This window comes from Polluticoccus soli, from assembly GCF_029269745.1.
GTDB lineage: Bacteria > Bacteroidota > Bacteroidia > Chitinophagales > Chitinophagaceae > Polluticoccus > Polluticoccus soli.
This window is the reverse complement of the sequence record NZ_JARJHT010000002.1, coordinates 873590-890535: the sequence shown is the minus strand read 5'-3', so window position 1 is coordinate 890535 and position 16946 is coordinate 873590. Positions and strand designations below refer to the sequence as shown.

Here is a 16946-nt window from a genome sequence, read left to right as displayed (position 1 = left end):
AATTTTCCCTTTCAAAAAGTTTTCTTAAAACGCATGAAAAAAGGGGCAATGCATTGCCCCTTTTTTTCTTATACATTATAAATATGAAATTATTTCTCAAGAACGAACTTTTGCGTGTAATGCTTGCCAGCAGCCTCAACGGTAATGATGTATTGGCCTGCACGTAAGTGATTAATATCTATGGTTTGTTGAGAACCATTGCCAGAAAGCTCCTGTTTGTAAACCCTTTTGCCTGTAACGTCCGAAATGGAAACAGAGGCTTTAACACGAGTAGCCAGATCGATGTACAAAAAGCCATTGGTTGGATTAGGATAAATTTTGAAGCTGCGGTTCTCGGTTACCTGGCTTACCGAAGTAGGTTTAGGAGTGATAGTATGTGCTACTTCATGCTTTTCAAAATGAATATTCTGAGTGCCTTTCATAAGATTGGTAAGTGTGATAGAAGCAGGGGTAGTAGTGTACCCGCCATCTTCAGGATAGATGCTGTAAGTGCCAAGCGGAAGGTTTTGGAACAGGTAGTCTCCATTGTTGTCGGTATATGTCATGGCGATGACTTGGTCGTTATTGTCGCGTACGAATATCAACTGACCTGCGATACCATTGCTAGTACCTTTATTGGCACCCAGGGTAACATTACCACCCACAAAGCCAGGGCCGCTTGTTACAGTACCCGTTTGCATCAAAATATTCTTACCAGCTGTGGCGCCTCCCATATGGTAGATAACAGAAGCTGTATTCCAGTAAAGGCTATTGAGGTGATAAGTCGGAAGGTATCCAGTGCCGCTTGTCGGGCCATCAAGTTGATGTGCTTTAACGCGGTACGCGCCATTTGGTTTATTTATGAAATTATATTGAGCATAGCTGGTGAAGCCATTTGCAACAACTTGTGAGTCTACGGCATAGAGATTATTGGTAGTTGAATCGAATTGAATGAGCCATACTTTGAAAGTATCCGAAGCTGTACTATCACCTATGATCATGCCTGTAATCCAGTTTGATGGCGTTTGTTTGTTGGTAATAACTGCGGTAGTATTGGTCGAGTCGAAACAAGATGAAGATGTTGTTGACAGAGTTACAGAATAGGTGCCGTTAGCGACATACTGGTGTGTAATCGGATTTCCCGTGCCGGAACTTCCGTCGCCGAACTGCCATGTATAAGTTTTACCCGCATTGCCGCCCGATGTAGTTGCCGAAAATGTTACGATGCCGTTGGCATAGTAAGTTTTTGAGATGGTAGACTGGCATCCCACCTTATTGGTAATATAAACCGAACTGGTGGTAGAATCGATACAAGGCACGGAGCTTGCTGATGAGATCAGTTTGACTATGAATGAACCATTGGTTGGATAAACATGTGAAACTGGAGAGCCGGTTGCGGATGTACCATCGCCAAATACCCATGTATAGGTGATGCCAGGGGTATTAGCAAGGTTGTTTGCCGTAAAAGTTACCAGACCATTGGCTCCGTTTACTTTTGTAAATGTGGAATAACATGGGGGGCAGTTGGCCGTTATGGTTTTAGTTATGGAATCGATGCATAAAACCTGTTGTGTACTACTATCTACAAGTTTAGCAATGAGCGTAGCACTTTGCGACCCGCATAACGGTGCATTTACAACGATAGCGCCGGAAGATCCTACATATGCTGTAGACCCATTCGAAAACCGTAAGAAATCCACCCGCATTGAGTTTGAGGGCGCATTAATAACTGTTGTGGAGTTGGTGATAATAACCGTCGTGGGTTGGCTTCCTGTGGTGCCGGTAAAATTTGCGGTAAGAGAGCATTGTGCATTTGCTGCCGCGGCTGAAGCGCATAGCAGGGAGGTAAGTAAAAGGTTTCTCATAGGTCTAATTTAGGATGAATAAAAAGGTTCAATTAGTAGACTATGAAATTAACCGGGCGGTTGGCCAAAAGCAAAAAACCTCTAAAAATATTTAGAGGTTTTTTGATATGACGAAAATATGTCAATTATAGATTGCCTCGTTTCTCTTGCTCGCGCTCGATTGATTCAAAAAGCGCTTTGAAATTACCTGCTCCAAAACTCTTAGCTCCTTTACGCTGGATGATCTCAAAAAACAAGGTAGGCCGGTCTTCAACCGGTTTGGTGAAGATCTGTAGCAGATAACCTTCCTCGTCACGATCTACCAGGATCTTCAGCTCGTGGAGTGGTGCGATGTCCTCGTCGATTTTGCCAACCCTTGCGAACAAGTCTTCGTAGTAAGTATCCGGCGTATTCAGGAATTCAACGCCACGTGCTTTCAGCTTGCGAACAGTGCCAATGATGTCGTTGGTAGCAACGGCAATGTGTTGAACGCCTTCGCCTTCGTAAAACTCCAGGTATTCTTCGATCTGTGATTTCTTTTTACCTTCTGCAGGCTCGTTGATCGGGAACTTTACGTAGCCGTTACCGTTGCTCATTACCTTACTCATCAGGGCAGAATACTCAGTGTTGATCTGTTTGTCATCGAATGTAAGAATGTTGCTGAAGCCCATAATGTCTTCGTACCATTTTACAGTCTCGTTCATACGGTTCCAGCCTACATTACCTACGCAGTGGTCAACGTACAACAGGCCAACGTCTTCAGGTTGGTAGCTGCTGTCCCATGTTTTAAAGCCTGGAAGGAATGGTCCTGTATAGTTTTTCCTTTCTACAAACAGGTGAACGGTCTCACCATATGTATAGATGCCTGACATACGCACTTCGCCGTGTTCATCACTTTTAGTTACAGGCTCCATATATACTTTAGCACCACGTTTGGTAGTTTCTTCAAATGCTTTATAGGCATCGTCAACCCACAGAGCTAATATTTTAACCCCGTCTCCATGTTTGAAAATATGCTCAGAAATGGGGTGATTCGAGCGAAGGGGAGTGGTAAGCACCAGGCGGATCTTCCCTTGCTGCAGTACATAAGATGCTGTATCACGCACACCGGTTTCAGGGCCAGCATAGGCCAGCGACTGGAAGCCGAAGGCGGTTTTATAGAAATGTGCAGCCTGTTTGGCATTTCCTACATACATCTCGATATGGTCTGTACCATTGATAGGCAGGAAGTCCTGGGCCTGCTTCATTTTTTCACTTACTGTAAGTTGTTCCATTTCTTTTATTGTTTAAAAAGGATCAAAAAATTATTCAGCCCAGCTCATTACATAGTTCTGATCTTCGATAGCCTGGGCATCTTGCGTCATAAATAATGGATGGAAAGTGTCCACCATTACAGCAAGCTCTTTAGTTTCTTTTGCGCCGATGCTTTTTTCCACCGCGCCTGGATGCGGTCCGTGTGGAATGCCTGCCGGGTGCAAAGTGATCATTCCCCTGGTAACGTGCTTACGACTCATAAAGTCGCCATCAACATAGTAAAGCACCTCGTCACTATCGATATTGCTGTGGTTGTACGGAGCTGGGATCGATTCCGGATGATAATCATATAACCTTGGCACAAATGAGCAGATTACAAAGTTATGCCCATCGAAGGTTTGGTGCACTGGCGGTGGCTGGTGAACACGTCCAGTAATAGGTTCGAAATCGTGTATGCTTATCGCATAAGGATAATCACAACCATCCCAGCCAACTACGTCGAACGGATGATTAGCATACCAGAAGTTATATTGAAGGCCCTTCTTTTTTACTTTGATAAGAAACTCACCGGTCTGGTCGATCGCTTCAATATCTTGTGGTTTCCGTATATCCCTTTCGCAAAACGGTGCGTGCTCAAGCAATTGTCCATAACGACTCAGGTATCGTTTTGGAAAAGCGATCGGTCCAAACGATTCTACAATGAATAACCTGTTGTCGGGTGTATTGAATTCGATCTGGTAAATAGTTCCCCTTGGTACGACTACATAGTCGCCGTAGCTGAAAGGTATTTTACCATATTGCGTTTTAAGTGTTCCAGATCCCTCATGGATAAAGATCACTTCGTCGGCATCGGCGTTTTTGTAAAAATAGTTGTTAGTTCCGCCTTGCGGGCCTGCTAGCGAAATCTGTACATCGCTGTTGAACAATACCACCTTACGGCTTTCCAGGTAATCTGAAGCCTGCTTAACACTAAAGCCTTGATAACTCCTGTGTTTAAGAATATTGTCAGTAGCCTGTTTGGGCTTTACATCTATCGGTTCTTCAACCCGAATGATCTGGGTTGGTGGATAGATATGGTATAAAAGTGTGTAATCCGAAGAGAAGCCTTCTGTGCTGAAAAGTTGTTCTGAATAAAGTTTCCCATCCGGCCTACGGAACTGCGTATGACGTTTGTGTGGAATATTACCAAGCGAATAGTAATGTGGCATTAGTCACAATTTGGTTTCAAAATTACGACATTAAGCAGCTTTTACAACAATTGAAAACTGATATTGGTCAATACTGTATCTCAATATGTTGTGGCCGTCCAAATTTGTCATTAGTTATTTTTGCCATCATTCACCAAAATGGCTTTTTGCTCATCAGCTATGATCACTTTTTCGATGTCGGAAGCGAGTGTATCTGTGAAAAGCTCCGCGCCTTTTTTGTTAAGGTGGGTATAATTGTAGAAGTAATCCTTGTTTGCTGAGAAGTTGGCGTTAGAGTAGTCGAGAAATACATTGTGGTCTCCTTCCAGCGACTTGAACTTTGTTATCAGTTTGTCGTAACCGTCGTAATAGCTACGTGCCCCTTTCCATGAAGGCATAAAGACTAAAATCACTTTCCTTCCCTTGGCATTCAGGTTTTCTACCACCTTCCTGTATTGAGTAAATATGTTTTCATTCAGAAAAACATGTTGCATGGTCAACTGTTGCAGTGTGTTGTTTTGTCCCCAGGTTAAGTTATAGGGCATCCATCCGTTACCCTCATAGCATGTATTTTCGTTCCTGTTAGTAAACAGAGATATCCAGCCATCAAAGGAGGAACGATACAGGCCTGCATTAAAAACAATGAAACCATACGGGGGGAAATTTTTGTAGCGCCTGAATTCGGGAGTACGGTTTAATAGATAGTTAGTCGAAATAAAACCATTCTCGGCCCATGGATAGTACCAATTAGGCGATTTGGGAAGTTCGCGATCATGCAGGCAAAAAACGCCTAACGCCAATATTACATAGTGTCCTTTTTTGCTGTAGCTATTATATTCATTTATCAGATCTCCGAACTGCGATATACTAGAGCCATCCATTGCAAGATTAAACGTAGGCTTGCCTAGTTTCTTTTCTAGAATTGGCGCAGCAATGCCGGTTTCACCTTCTGATGCGCCGAAGATAACCACCTCCTTATCGATTTTGTGCAGCATCAGCTCATTGATCTTGCCAATTCTACCTGATTGAGAGTGTTTGGCTCCAAATACAACTACAAAGTGCAGAACAAAGAGCATCATTCCCAGAAGGGAGAAAAAGAGCAAACTTTTTATAAACTGCTTCTTCGACATCAGAATTGAAAATAAATGAATTCATTAGTGGTAAAGGCGCCAAACAGCAGCAGGAAAATAATCATAGCATAGTATGCCCCCCATCGAATATATGTCGGCTTCTGCTCCAACCAATTCTTAAGTCCATATTCCTTGTAAAGCCACTCTATGGTGAACAAACTTACGATCAACAACAAACAAGCGACCAATTGCCATTGCGGAACACCCAAATAACTGACGCCTCCGAGGTTTACATTAGTGAGTTTAAAATAATCGGGGCTAAAAGAAAAAATGGTGGCTACGATATCTGTAGCCTGGGTGACGTTGCCTGCCCGGAAAAATATCCATGTTAAACAAATAAAAGAGAGCGTTATCAGTCGTGATGCGGAATTAAATAAACCTGCAGGTAGCCTTTCCGCCATACGGCCACGAAACTTTCGCGTAATTGCTTCAATGACAAGAGCAAATCCCAACAAACCTCCCCAGATCACAAATGTCCAATTGGCACCATGCCAAAGACCACTTATCAGGAATACGAAAAGGAGGTTAAAGTACCATCTAAACTTGCCCTTTTTGCTGCCACCTAAAGGTATATAGACATAGTCGCGAAACCAGGTAGATAACGAAATGTGCCATCGACGCCAGAATTCGGTTACTGACTTTGAAAAGTAAGGCGTGTCAAAATTCTTCATCAGATCTATACCAAGTATCCGCGCCGTACCAATTGCGATATCTGAGTAGCCGGAGAAATCGCAGTAGATCTGTACGGCGAAAAATATAGTAGCAACTAGATATGCACTACCACTATATGTAGTGCCCGGGCGGTATACTTCATTTACAACTATAGCCAACCTATCGGCGATCAGTATTTTTTTTACCAATCCCCACAAGATTATCTGCATTGAGCTTACGGCACGACCATAGTCGAAACTGTGTTTTTCTTTCAATTGATGAATGACGTTTTGCGGTCTTTCAATTGGGCCCGCCACCAGTTGTGGATAGAACATCACGTACAAGGCATAGATACCGAAATGTCTTTCCGCCTTCTGGTTGCCGCGGTATACTTCGATTGTATAGCTCATCGCCTGAAAAGTGTGAAAAGAAAGCCCTATCGGTAGAATGATACCGAGAAAGGAAAATCCACTATCTCCTTGCAGATTGAAAGCAGTGTTGATATTATCAATGAAAAAGTTGTAGTATTTGAAATAGGCCAAGACACCGACATTAGCCATTAGGCTCATTACCAGCCACCATTTTCGTTTTTGATGGGTAGTGTTTTCGATCAGGATACCGGCAAAATAGTCGATGACAATAGTGAAGAAAAGTATAAGGATGTAGACCGGGATAAAGGCCATGTAGAAATAACAGCTGGCCGCTAACAGATGAAACCACCTGTATTTTGGGGGTAATAGAAAATATATAAGCGTTACTACTGGAAAGAATAGTAAAAATTCAAAAGAATTAAATAACATTTATTCTGAATGTCTATACGAAATTAGGGCATGAAATCTAGCTGGTCAAGAATATTCAAGTGTTTATTGCCTTAACTTATGAGGGTAAGCAACACTTGCAAAAGACCTATAATAAATCCCAGTACACCCCCGATGATCTCTACGAAGAAAAACTCCTTCTTCATTATCGCGTTCAGAATATTTTCCAGCTTATCAGAAGAAAAATTGGACACTTTTTCTGTCACCATGCGCTGAACGTCTACTTTGTGACTGAGCGAGTCTGTGTATCGCTCTATGATCTCTGGTAGCAGCACTTCAATTTCTTCCATCATACCTTCCTTTATTTTTCCCATTGTTCCTTCACCAACGAACATGGAAATGACCGGAAGTTTCTCTTTTAGCTTTACTTGTAGAAAGGTATCTAGGTGTTTGCTTATAACAGGCTCTAGTTCTTTGAGCTGCCCCGGATCTTTCAAACGAACTGCAATTTCATCGAAATGCAGCAACTCGGTGGCTACGAGCACGCCTAGCTTTTCTGCGAACTGTCGCTGCCTCTTCGGAAATATGCCATGAAATGTAATTCCCAGTATTTTCTTTGGCTGTTTTGGGTGAAACAACATTTTAATGGCTATCCAGTTCGTAAACCAGCCGATGAAGGCAGAAATGATTGGTATGATTATTAAAGGGATCATGTTGTTCTCTTATAGCAAATCCCGCCTGTGCAGCGGGATGCGAATTTAATCTCTATTATTTACCCGAGTTATCGTCTTTCGTTAGCTATCATTGCGAGGTATGCGCCATAACCGCTCTTCATATATTTTTCTGCCAGCGCCGTCAACTGATCTTTGCCTATAAATCCTTTACGGTAAGCAACTTCCTCAATACAGCCTACTTTCAAACCCTGACGTTTTTCGATTACCTCGATAAACTGACCTGCCTCCTGTAATGAGTCAAAAGTACCGGTATCCAGCCAGGCTGTTCCACGGTCTAATACGCCAACTTCGAGTTGGCCTTTTTCGAGATAAACCTTGTTAACGTCTGTTATTTCAAGTTCGCCTCGTGGCGAGGGTTTCATTGATTTAGAAATAGAAACTACTTCGTTATCGTAAAAGTATAGGCCTGGAACGGCAAAATTCGACTTCGGCTTTGTTGGCTTTTCCTCAATGCTAAGCACCTTATTGTTACTATCGAATTCTACAACGCCATAGCGCTCAGGATCACCAACCTGATAGGCAAATACCACAGCTCCGTCTGGGTTGACCTTTTTCTCCAGAAAGGTGCCCATGCCCGACCCATAGAAGATATTGTCTCCCAAAACAAGAGCAACCGAATCATTGCCTATGAAGTCTGCACCAAGTACAAAGGCTTGTGCCAAACCCTCGGGGCGGGGTTGAACAACGTATTCAAAACGGCAACCAACCTGGCTGCCATCGCCAAGCAGCTTTTTAAAACCAACCTGGTCTTCTGGTGTGGTAATGATCAAAATGTCTTTTATCCCAGCAAGCATAAGTGTTGACAAAGGATAATAGATCATCGGTTTATCATAAACAGGCATTAGTTGCTTGCTTACAGCGATTGTAAGAGGGTACAGGCGGGTGCCGGAACCCCCGGCGAGAACGATACCTTTCATTATCTGTGTGCGTATTGCGATGAGTAATAGTTTTGATAATCGCCCGAGGTTACATGATTCAGCCACTCGTCGTTGCCAAGATACCAATCGATGGTTTGGCTTAGACCTTCTTCAAATGTCACAGAAGGAGCCCAGCCAAGTTCTTTGTTGATCTTGCTTGCATCAATTGCGTAACGGCGGTCATGGCCCGGACGGTCTTTTACATAAGTAAGGAGCTGGGCAGACGTACCGGGTCTACGGCCAAGCTTTTCATCCATTTTCTCACACATCAGTTTTATAAGCTCGATATTCTGCCATTCGTTGAAACCTCCGATGTTGTAAGTTTCGCCATCCTTCCCATCATGATACACCATATCAATTGCTCGGGCGTGATCAACAACGTACAACCAGTCGCGTGTATATTTACCATCGCCATAAACAGGTAGCGGTTTGTTATTCACTATATTATTGATGAATAGAGGGATCAGTTTTTCTGGGAATTGGTTGGGACCGTAGTTATTCGAACAGTTCGTGATCACAAAGGGCAGATGATAAGTATTGCCATAGGCACGAACCAAGTGATCCGAAGCTGCTTTTGAAGCAGAATACGGAGACTGTGGGTCATACGGAGTTGTTTCCAGGAAAAATCCTGTTTCACCAAGAGAGCCATACACCTCATCCGTAGATACATGATAGAACCTCTTACCCTCATAATTACCCTTCCACAATGTGCGTGCGGCATTCAGTAGGTTTGCCGTACCCATTACATTGGTTTCTATGAACGCATTTGGGTCAGTGATAGAACGGTCGACATGACTTTCAGCGGCAAGGTGTATAACACCATCAAAATTATACTGAGTAAAAAGGGCGGTCATCGCGGCAGCATCGCAGATATCGGCGCGCTCAAACACATAGTTTGGGGCATTCTCGACATCCTTTAGGTTTTCCAGGTTGCCGGCATAAGTCAACAAATCAAGGTTAACGATTTTGTAATCCGGGTATTTATTGACAAAAAGCCTAACAACATGTGAACCTATAAAACCAGCACCGCCAGTGATAAGCAACGTTTTTTTCATGCCGCAAAAGTAATTGATTAGGATTATATCATGAATTCAAACATTAAAGACATAGCGGAAGGCTATGTCTTTAAATATGTCGTTTTATTTAGTTTTTACACCAATTTGAAAGATTCGATGAACTTGGTGGTGAAATTACCCTTCCTGAAGTTCTCGTCTTTCATCAGCTGCAGGTGGAATGGTATCGTGGTTTTTACACCCTCGATAACATATTCACTCAATGCGCGCTCCATAGTGTTGATCGCCTCCTCACGTGTCTGTGCTACTGCTATCACTTTAGCGATCATCGAATCGTAATAGGGCGGGATAGTGTATCCTGCATAAATATGCGAGTCGATACGTACACCATGGCCACCTGGAGTGTGTAACACGGTGATTTTGCCCGGGCTTGGACGGAAATCATTGTAGGGATCCTCTGCATTGATACGGCACTCGATCGCGTACATTTCTGGTTCGTAATTGCGACCACTGATAGGAACGCCAGCTGCGATCTTGATCTGTTCTTTGATCAGGTCGTAGTTGATTACCTCTTCTGTCACACCATGCTCTACCTGTATACGGGTGTTCATCTCCATAAAGTAGAAGTTGCGGTGCTTGTCTACAAGGAACTCGATGGTACCCACACTTTCGTAATTGATGGCCGATGCAGCTTTGATCGCGGCATCTCCCATCGCCTGGCGCAACTCAGGTGTCATAAACGGAGAAGGTGATTCTTCTACCAATTTTTGGTGACGGCGCTGAATAGAGCAATCGCGTTCGCTTAGGTGGCACACCGTACCAAACTGGTCGCCTGCTATCTGTATCTCAATATGGCGAGGTTCTTCGATGAACTTCTCCATATAGATACCGTCGTTTTTAAAGGCAGCGCCCGCTTCTGCTTTTGCGGTGTTGTAAGCGCGCTCGATCTCAGATTCCGCCCATACTACACGCATACCTTTTCCACCGCCACCGGCTGTGGCTTTCAGAATGATAGGATAACCCATTTCGTTTGCCTGACTTATAGCCTGTTCGAGGCTATCCAATAAGCCGCCGGAACCAGGAATACAAGGTACGCCCGCCGCTATCATAGTTTCTTTCGCGGTCATCTTATCACCCATTTTCCTGATCATTTCAGGAGTTGGGCCGATGAATTTAATATTGTATTGTGCACAGATCTCAGAGAAGCCTGCATTCTCAGCTAGGAAGCCATAGCCGGGGTGAATGGCATCAGCATTAGTGATCTCTGCTGCTGCCATGATGTGCGGAATGTTCAGGTATGAATCTGCTCCCTGAGGTTTGCCTATACATACGGCTTCGTCGGCAAACCGAACATGCAGGCTGTCTCTATCTGCAGTAGAGTAAACTGCAACAGTTTTAATGCCCATTTCGCGACAAGTACGAATGATACGCAATGCAATCTCGCCGCGGTTGGCTATGAGTATTTTTTTAAACACTTTTTCTAATTAAAATGAAAAAAATCAGCGTAAAAAAGAAAGCAAAATGCAATGTGTTCTTATAAAGAGCGCATTACATTTTGCATTTTACATCTTAGTTTGTTTAAGCAGGTTCAACCAGGAAAAGAGGTTGGTCGTATTCTACCGGTGACGCATCGTCAATCAGTACTTTCACGATCTTACCGCTGAATTCACTTTCGATCTCATTAAACAGTTTCATTGCTTCAACGATGCAGATAACCTGTCCTTGCTTTACCTCGTCGCCTACATTTACGAACGAAGGTTTATCTGGACCAGGGCTACGGTAGAAAGTACCGATCATTGGTGACTTTATGGTCAGCAGCTTATCATTAGCTGGAGCTGCTGGCTGTGTCGGAGCTGCAGGAGCAGCAGGTTGAGCTGCAGGCAATGCAGCATGTTGAGCTGCAGGAGCAGCCATCTGCATAGCTGGCATTGCCGGTCCCTGAACGGCTACAAATTGTGTTTCACTTATGCTTTGAGCTTGCTTAATGGTAATCTTGAAATCACCTTCCTCAATGCTCAGTTCGCTGATGTTCGATTTGTTGATCGCTTTGATCAGCTCTTGTATCTGTTTATATTCCATGTGGAATTTTATTTAGAGTAAAGTATGGGTAAGATTATGCTTTTACGCGCTCAACGTATGCGCCTGTCTTTGTGTCCACACGGATCAGTTCGTCGGTGTCAACAAACAAAGGAACCATCACAGTTGCACCTGTTTCCATAGTTGCTGGTTTCAGGGTGCGGGTAGCAGTATCGCCTTTCAGACCTGGCTCAGAATAAGTAATACGTAACACAACGTTTGGAGGAAGCTCTACGCTCATTGGTTGCTCTGTTTCGGTATTTACCAGTACAAAGCACTCCTGGCCATCTTTATACAGCTCCGAACGCTCAATGCTCGATTCTGGCAGCGTGATCTGCTCGAACGACTGCTGATCCATGAAGTTGAAACCACTTTCGTCTTTATACAGGAACTGGTAAGGACGGCGTTCAACACGTACAGGATAAATATTGTCACCTGAGTTCCAGGTGTGTTCTATAGAGCGACTGTTGTCTACACCTTTAAGTTTTGCCCATACCTTGGCGGCTGCGCGGGCTGTTTTGTTCTGACCGAATTCTACTACTGAATAGAGGCTGCCATCCAATTTGATGATCATGCCGTTTCTGATGTCTGCTGTTGTAGCCATAAAAGTTTTTTATGCGGACTGCAAAAGTAATCATTAAAGGCAAAAACGGAAATCCTTCAAAAAATTAAAAAACGAACGGAAAATTGCCCAAAATCACTTGAAATCGGGACGATTTCCCCATTTTTTAAATAAAATGGCCGTTAATGATCATTTTGTCAACTGGGTTATTTCCGAAATCATAGGGTATATATGACACTGAAGGTATCTGTTTGGTTATGATAAGGTTGGCACGTTTGCCTTCAGCAATAGTACCGATCTCGTCCTGGAGTTCTAGCGCAGCGGCGCCGTTCAGGGTAACGGCGTTGATGGCCTCTTCGGGGGTCATTTTCAATTGGGTACAGGCCAAAGTGAGCAAGAAAGGCACACTTCCCGATGGGCATGAGCCAGGATTATAATCCGTAGCCAGGCATACCGGCAGACCGGCGTCAATGATCTTACGGGCAGGTTGGTATTGAATGCCGAGGAAAAAGGCCGCTGCAGGTAGCAAGGTTGGCATTGTGCTGCCTTCCTTCAAGGCTGCGATCTCTTTGTCGCCAACACATTCCAGGTGGTCCACGCTGATGGCCTTATGTTTCACGCCTACCTCAACACCCCCGGAATGATGGAGTTGGTTTGCATGGATCTTAGGTTTGAGTCCGTATTTCCAGCCAGCTTCCAATAGCCTTTCAGTGTCATCGATGCTGAAGAAGCCCTGCTCACAGAACACGTCCATATAATCGGCCAGGCCTTCGTCGGCAACGCGTGGCAACATTTCTTCTATGATCAGTTTCAGGTACCCTTCATGATCCTGTTTGTATTCCAAAGGGTAGGCATGGGCAGCCAGGAACGAGGCTTTGATAGGTATAGGCGCGTTCTCCTTCAGCTTGCGGATAACACGCAGCATTTTCAGTTCTGCGTCTGTGTTCAAGCCGTATCCGCTTTTGATCTCGATGGCGCCGGTGCCTTTGCCCATTACTTCGTGCAGGCGCTGCAGGCTTTGGTCGTATAGTTCTTCTTCGCTCGTCTCATTCAGCTTTCGGGCCGAATTCAGGATCCCTCCGCCGCGACGGGCTATTTCTTCGTAGCTCAGACCGTTGATTCGATCAACAAACTCCTTTTCCCTTGGTGCAGCAAACACAAGGTGCGTATGCGAATCGCACCACGCTGGCAATATTGTACGCCCGCTCATATCCATCACATCGTTGGCAGCCACGGCAGGTGGTTCGGACATTCGACCAAAGCTGTGGATCTTGCCATGCTCTATAAATAACCAGGCATTTTCAATCGAAGGCAAAACGCGCATGGCTTCGCCTTTTACCAGTGCCTTCCTGGCAGTGCCGGTCTCTACCTGGCAAAGTTGTTTGATATTGGTCAGGAGTAAATGCATATTGTCTAACTAACAGGTCTCAAAAGTAATGGTTCATTTTATATCCCCGGTTTTTAACGAATAACAAATTCCCAATTGCCAATTCCGGCCTACCTTTGCAGCCATGCGACTGTTGAAGAAGGCGCTCAAATGGCTGGTTACCTGCCTGGGCATCTTCCTGTTTATTTTTATTGTTTTCTGTATATATGTATGGTGTGTTTCCGATATTGAGCCACCAAAGCTGGCTGCAAGCCCTGCGTCTGCGCTTCAAAGCCAACACATTGCCGGAAGCTTGTACACTATTAATGAGAACTGGATACGCCAAAACAAATACGGACTCCACGAAATGTACGTTGCCGGTGCTCCTTATGAGCGCGGCATCATCACCGGCAAGCTCTCGCAGCCATTGATAGTAGAGCAGGAGGTAGCTTTTACGGAACAGATCAGGCAGATGATACCGTCTGAAAGTTACCTTAAGTTCCTCAAGTACATCGTCGGGTTTATGAACCGTGACTTGCCCGACCATGTGACCGACGAGTACAAGGCCGAGATATATGGGATATCTCAATCTGCTGCAGACTCCTTTAGCTGGATCGGCAACAATTACGCGCGGATACTTAACTATCACGCTGCTCATGATATCGGCCATGCGCTCCAGAATATGATGCTGGTTGGCTGTACCTCGTTCGGCGCCTGGGGCGACAAAACCGATAATGGCTCGATGCTTATCGGCCGCAACTTCGATTTCTGGGTGGGCGACAGGTTTGCTCACAATAAGATCGTTTCGTTCAATAAGCCTGATAAAGGCTTCCGTTTTATGTCTGTTACTTGGGGCGGTTTTACCGGCGTAGTATCGGGCATGAACGAGAAAGGTCTCACGGTCACTATCAATGCAGCCCGGTCCGATATTCCTTTCGGCGCTGCTACGCCGGTATCGCTGGTGGCGCGCGAGGTGTTGCAGTACGCGTCCAACATCGACGAAGCCATCCAGGTCGCCAGGCGTCGCAAGATGTTTGTGTCTGAAAGCTTCCTCGTGGGCAGCGCTACAGACCATAAAGCCGTCGTGATCGAGAAGACGCCTAAGGAGCTAGCCGTTTACGATCCGCAGGGCGACAATATTCAGTGCACCAACCACTACCAAAGCGATAAACTTAAAAGTCAGGAGCTCAACCGCCAGCAAATGGATAAGAGCGCATCGGTATACCGCTATCAGAGGTTGCAACAATTGATGGCTGCCAACTATCCACTTACACCGGAGAAGTTGGCTAACATCCTCCGCGACCGCCGGGGGCTCAACGATGCCAACATCGGCAATGGCAATGAAAAAGCCATCAACCAACTCATCGCCCACCATTCTATCATCTTTCAGCCCGATAGTTTGAGGGCTTGGGTAAGCACCGAGCCATGGCAGCTCGGAACTTACGTATGTTATGACCTGCGCAAGGTGTTTGCACTACGTGGCCTTCAGCAGGATGTTGACGTGGCAGATACAATGCGCAATATACCTGCCGATACGTTTCTGGCTACCAACGAGTACCGTCAGTTCCTCACCTTCAGGGCTAATAAGCTTGCCTTGCTGCAACACAAGCCTGTCGATACTGCTCAAACCGTTCATAGCAATCCCAATTTCTACGATGCCTATCGCATCGCCGGCGACTACTGTCGCGAGAACCGCTGGTATGCTGCTGCCGCCGGTTATTACCATCGTGCATTGGCGCTGGAGATAGCCACCAAAGACGAGCGCGAGTCCATAACCCGCAAACTCCGTGATTGCGAAAACCAATTAAAGAAATAGCTTCGCATTTCGGTATGATGGATAACAGGCAGCCGCTTTACGAGGCAGATTTTATAAGGCATAAGGCATGTGTATTGATGCCTACTTATAACAATGCCACTACCATTGCCTCAGTTGTCAAAGAACTTCTAAACTATACCAGCCAGATCATCATCGTGAACGACGGTTCTACCGATGATACTGAGGCCATCCTTGCAGCCTTCCCACAGTTGAAGGTCATTAGCTACAGGCCCAACCGGGGCAAGGGATATGCGCTTCGTACAGGTATCAGAGAGGCAGCCAAAGCAGGCTACCAGTACGCCATCACGATAGATAGTGATGGGCAACATTATCCTAAAGACCTCGTGGTGTTTCTCCGTCAGCTGGACGAAACCCCTGGCGCCCTTATGGTGGGCGCCCGCAATATGGACCAGGAGAACGTTCCCGGTAAAAGCAGCTTCGGTAACCGGTTTTCCAATTTCTGGTTCTGGGTCAATACAGGCATTAGCCTTCCAGACACTCAGTCGGGTTACCGCTTGTACCCGGTGCAGCCACTGGCTCGTAAGCGCTGGTTTACCCGCAAGTACGAGTTCGAGATCGAAGTGATCGTACGGGCTTCCTGGAGCGGTATTCCTGTAATCAGCGTCCCCGTATCAGTATACTATCCAAAGCCCGAAGAGCGTATTTCGCATTTCAGGCCGTTCAAAGACTTCACACGCATCAGCATACTCAATACAGTGCTGGTACTCATCGCCCTCCTATATATCAAGCCCCGCGATTTCATCCGTATGCTGGGTAGCAAAGACGGCTGGACCGCCATCTACCGCGCGCTGTTTGTGCACCCGGAGGAGAGCAACCACCACAAGGCCGCGTCTGTAGGCTTCGGGGTGTTCATGGGTATCGTGCCTATCTGGGGCTTCCAGCTGGCCGTTGGGATACCCCTGGCTATCCTGTTCCGGCTCAATAAGGCCTTATTCCTGCTGGCCGCCAATATCAGCATCTTCCCGTTCACTGCCTTTATCCTGATGGCCAGCCTGGCCACCGGTAAGATCATCCTGGACCAACCCTGGTCATTCGACTGGCATAGCTTGTCGCTGGAACAGGTAAAGCAGGATGGGGCAGCGTTCTTCCTGGGAGGGACTGTATTGTCTATCATTTCCGGGGCCATTGCTTATCTGTTTACTTATGCTATCCTGATGTTGTCCAGGCCAAGGCGGTAGTTTGTTGTAGGTGCCTCGGGTTATACTGATCCGCTGATTTTTTCCTGTCCTTTGAATCGCTTGCCTGTAGCGGTTTTGATGCCAAATTTGTTACAGTTTGTAGTCGATTTTGAAGCACTACATTTTGTCTCAATCCAAAATATGAAAGGCGAATTTGTTGCCGTTTGTTGCCGATTTGGGGCGTTTTTCAAAAGTGGCAACCGTCGCGTGGGCATAGTTGCCGATTTGGGGTAGGTTGATTTCTGCAATTCTGGTCATTCATTAATTCAAAGAATCCGGGTTCAGACTGGTTCAGGGTTATCACGGTCATAGCTTTCTATAGCAAATATACGTAAAATTAATCATTTTAGGAGCGTTAGCAATTAGGCGGAATTGCAACCCTCAGCAACCACCCCCGCCAATCAATACGCTTCGCGATTGACCGCCGTGCCCCTCCTTAAAATAAGGAGGGGAGTTTTCC

The 16946-nt window shown here is 45.5% G+C and carries 14 protein-coding genes; 2 read left to right on the top strand and 12 right to left on the bottom strand.

Annotated features, from left to right (window positions below; translation table 11 throughout):
• Window positions 1-89: 89 nt before the first annotated feature.
• From P2W83_RS14705 to hutI, 12 genes are all read right to left on the bottom strand, one after another.
• On the bottom strand, window positions 90-1844 hold the full coding sequence (locus tag P2W83_RS14705) for a PKD domain-containing protein (RefSeq protein WP_276134514.1): 1755 nt from the start codon (window positions 1842-1844) through the stop codon (window positions 90-92).
• 125 nt (window positions 1845-1969) lie between these two features.
• A complete protein-coding gene (hppD, locus tag P2W83_RS14700; RefSeq protein WP_276134513.1) occupies window positions 1970-3097 on the bottom strand; it encodes a 4-hydroxyphenylpyruvate dioxygenase in 1128 nt (375 codons plus the stop codon).
• Window positions 3098-3127: 30 nt separating this feature from the next.
• The gene (locus P2W83_RS14695) at window positions 3128-4285 is read right to left on the bottom strand and encodes a homogentisate 1,2-dioxygenase (RefSeq protein ID WP_276134512.1); all 1158 of its coding nucleotides are present in this window, start codon (window positions 4283-4285) and stop codon (window positions 3128-3130) included.
• Window positions 4286-4395: 110 nt separating this feature from the next.
• Window positions 4396-5343, bottom strand: a complete 948-nt coding sequence (locus P2W83_RS14690; protein WP_276134511.1) for a hypothetical protein — start codon at window positions 5341-5343, stop codon at window positions 4396-4398.
• Between the two features lie 50 nt (window positions 5344-5393).
• Window positions 5394-6728 (bottom strand): MBOAT family O-acyltransferase, encoded by a 1335-nt coding sequence (locus P2W83_RS14685; protein WP_276134510.1) that lies wholly within the window; start codon window positions 6726-6728, stop codon window positions 5394-5396.
• Between the two features lie 188 nt (window positions 6729-6916).
• The gene (locus P2W83_RS14680; protein ID WP_276134509.1) at window positions 6917-7516 is read right to left on the bottom strand and encodes a DUF445 domain-containing protein; all 600 of its coding nucleotides are present in this window, start codon (window positions 7514-7516) and stop codon (window positions 6917-6919) included.
• Between the two features lie 68 nt (window positions 7517-7584).
• Window positions 7585-8454, bottom strand: a complete 870-nt coding sequence (gene rfbA, locus P2W83_RS14675; RefSeq protein ID WP_276134508.1) for a glucose-1-phosphate thymidylyltransferase RfbA — start codon at window positions 8452-8454, stop codon at window positions 7585-7587.
• On the bottom strand, window positions 8454-9509 hold the full coding sequence (rfbB, locus tag P2W83_RS14670; protein ID WP_276134507.1) for a dTDP-glucose 4,6-dehydratase: 1056 nt from the start codon (window positions 9507-9509) through the stop codon (window positions 8454-8456). Before rfbB ends, rfbA begins: the two co-directional genes overlap by 1 nt.
• Window positions 9510-9604: 95 nt before the next feature.
• Window positions 9605-10942 (bottom strand): acetyl-CoA carboxylase biotin carboxylase subunit, encoded by a 1338-nt coding sequence (gene accC / locus P2W83_RS14665; protein ID WP_276134506.1) that lies wholly within the window; start codon window positions 10940-10942, stop codon window positions 9605-9607.
• A 103-nt stretch (window positions 10943-11045) separates the two neighbouring features.
• Complete coding sequence (accB, locus tag P2W83_RS14660; protein WP_276134505.1) at window positions 11046-11546, bottom strand: acetyl-CoA carboxylase biotin carboxyl carrier protein; 501 nt, start codon at window positions 11544-11546, stop codon at window positions 11046-11048.
• Window positions 11547-11580: 34 nt separating this feature from the next.
• Window positions 11581-12147, bottom strand: coding sequence for an elongation factor P (gene efp / locus P2W83_RS14655; RefSeq protein ID WP_276134503.1), 567 nt, complete (start codon window positions 12145-12147; stop codon window positions 11581-11583).
• Between the two features lie 124 nt (window positions 12148-12271).
• The gene (gene hutI / locus P2W83_RS14650) at window positions 12272-13513 is read right to left on the bottom strand and encodes an imidazolonepropionase (RefSeq protein WP_276134502.1); all 1242 of its coding nucleotides are present in this window, start codon (window positions 13511-13513) and stop codon (window positions 12272-12274) included.
• A 103-nt stretch (window positions 13514-13616) separates the two neighbouring features.
• On the opposite strand from hutI, the gene P2W83_RS14645 reads away from it, so the two are divergent.
• Together P2W83_RS14645 and P2W83_RS14640 are read left to right on the top strand one after the other, a co-directional pair.
• Window positions 13617-15287 (top strand): C45 family autoproteolytic acyltransferase/hydrolase, encoded by a 1671-nt coding sequence (locus P2W83_RS14645; RefSeq protein WP_276134501.1) that lies wholly within the window; start codon window positions 13617-13619, stop codon window positions 15285-15287.
• Entirely contained in the window at window positions 15263-16486 is a 1224-nt protein-coding gene (locus tag P2W83_RS14640; protein WP_276134500.1) for a DUF2062 domain-containing protein, read from the top strand. The genes P2W83_RS14645 and P2W83_RS14640 overlap by 25 nt, the downstream gene beginning before the upstream one ends.
• The last annotated feature ends 460 nt before the right edge of the window (window positions 16487-16946 follow it).

Excerpts from the sequence above, each read along its gene's own strand:
- P2W83_RS14695 (WP_276134512.1), bottom strand. The coding sequence starts at position 4,285 with ATGCCACATTACTATTCGCTTGGTAATATTCCACACAAACGTCATACG.
- hppD (WP_276134513.1), bottom strand. The coding sequence starts at position 3,097 with ATGGAACAACTTACAGTAAGTGAAAAAATGAAGCAGGCCCAGGACTTC.
- P2W83_RS14690 (WP_276134511.1), bottom strand. The coding sequence starts at position 5,343 with ATGATGCTCTTTGTTCTGCACTTTGTAGTTGTATTTGGAGCCAAACAC.
- accB (WP_276134505.1), bottom strand. The coding sequence starts at position 11,546 with ATGGAATATAAACAGATACAAGAGCTGATCAAAGCGATCAACAAATCG.
- P2W83_RS14645 (WP_276134501.1), top strand. The coding sequence starts at position 13,617 with ATGCGACTGTTGAAGAAGGCGCTCAAATGGCTGGTTACCTGCCTGGGC.
- P2W83_RS14705 (WP_276134514.1), bottom strand. The coding sequence starts at position 1,844 with ATGAGAAACCTTTTACTTACCTCCCTGCTATGCGCTTCAGCCGCGGCA.
- efp (WP_276134503.1), bottom strand. The coding sequence starts at position 12,147 with ATGGCTACAACAGCAGACATCAGAAACGGCATGATCATCAAATTGGAT.
- rfbA (WP_276134508.1), bottom strand. The coding sequence starts at position 8,454 with ATGAAAGGTATCGTTCTCGCCGGGGGTTCCGGCACCCGCCTGTACCCT.
- P2W83_RS14685 (WP_276134510.1), bottom strand. The coding sequence starts at position 6,728 with ATGGCCTTTATCCCGGTCTACATCCTTATACTTTTCTTCACTATTGTC.
- hutI (WP_276134502.1), bottom strand. The coding sequence starts at position 13,513 with ATGCATTTACTCCTGACCAATATCAAACAACTTTGCCAGGTAGAGACC.
- rfbB (WP_276134507.1), bottom strand. The coding sequence starts at position 9,509 with ATGAAAAAAACGTTGCTTATCACTGGCGGTGCTGGTTTTATAGGTTCA.
- P2W83_RS14680 (WP_276134509.1), bottom strand. The coding sequence starts at position 7,516 with ATGATCCCTTTAATAATCATACCAATCATTTCTGCCTTCATCGGCTGG.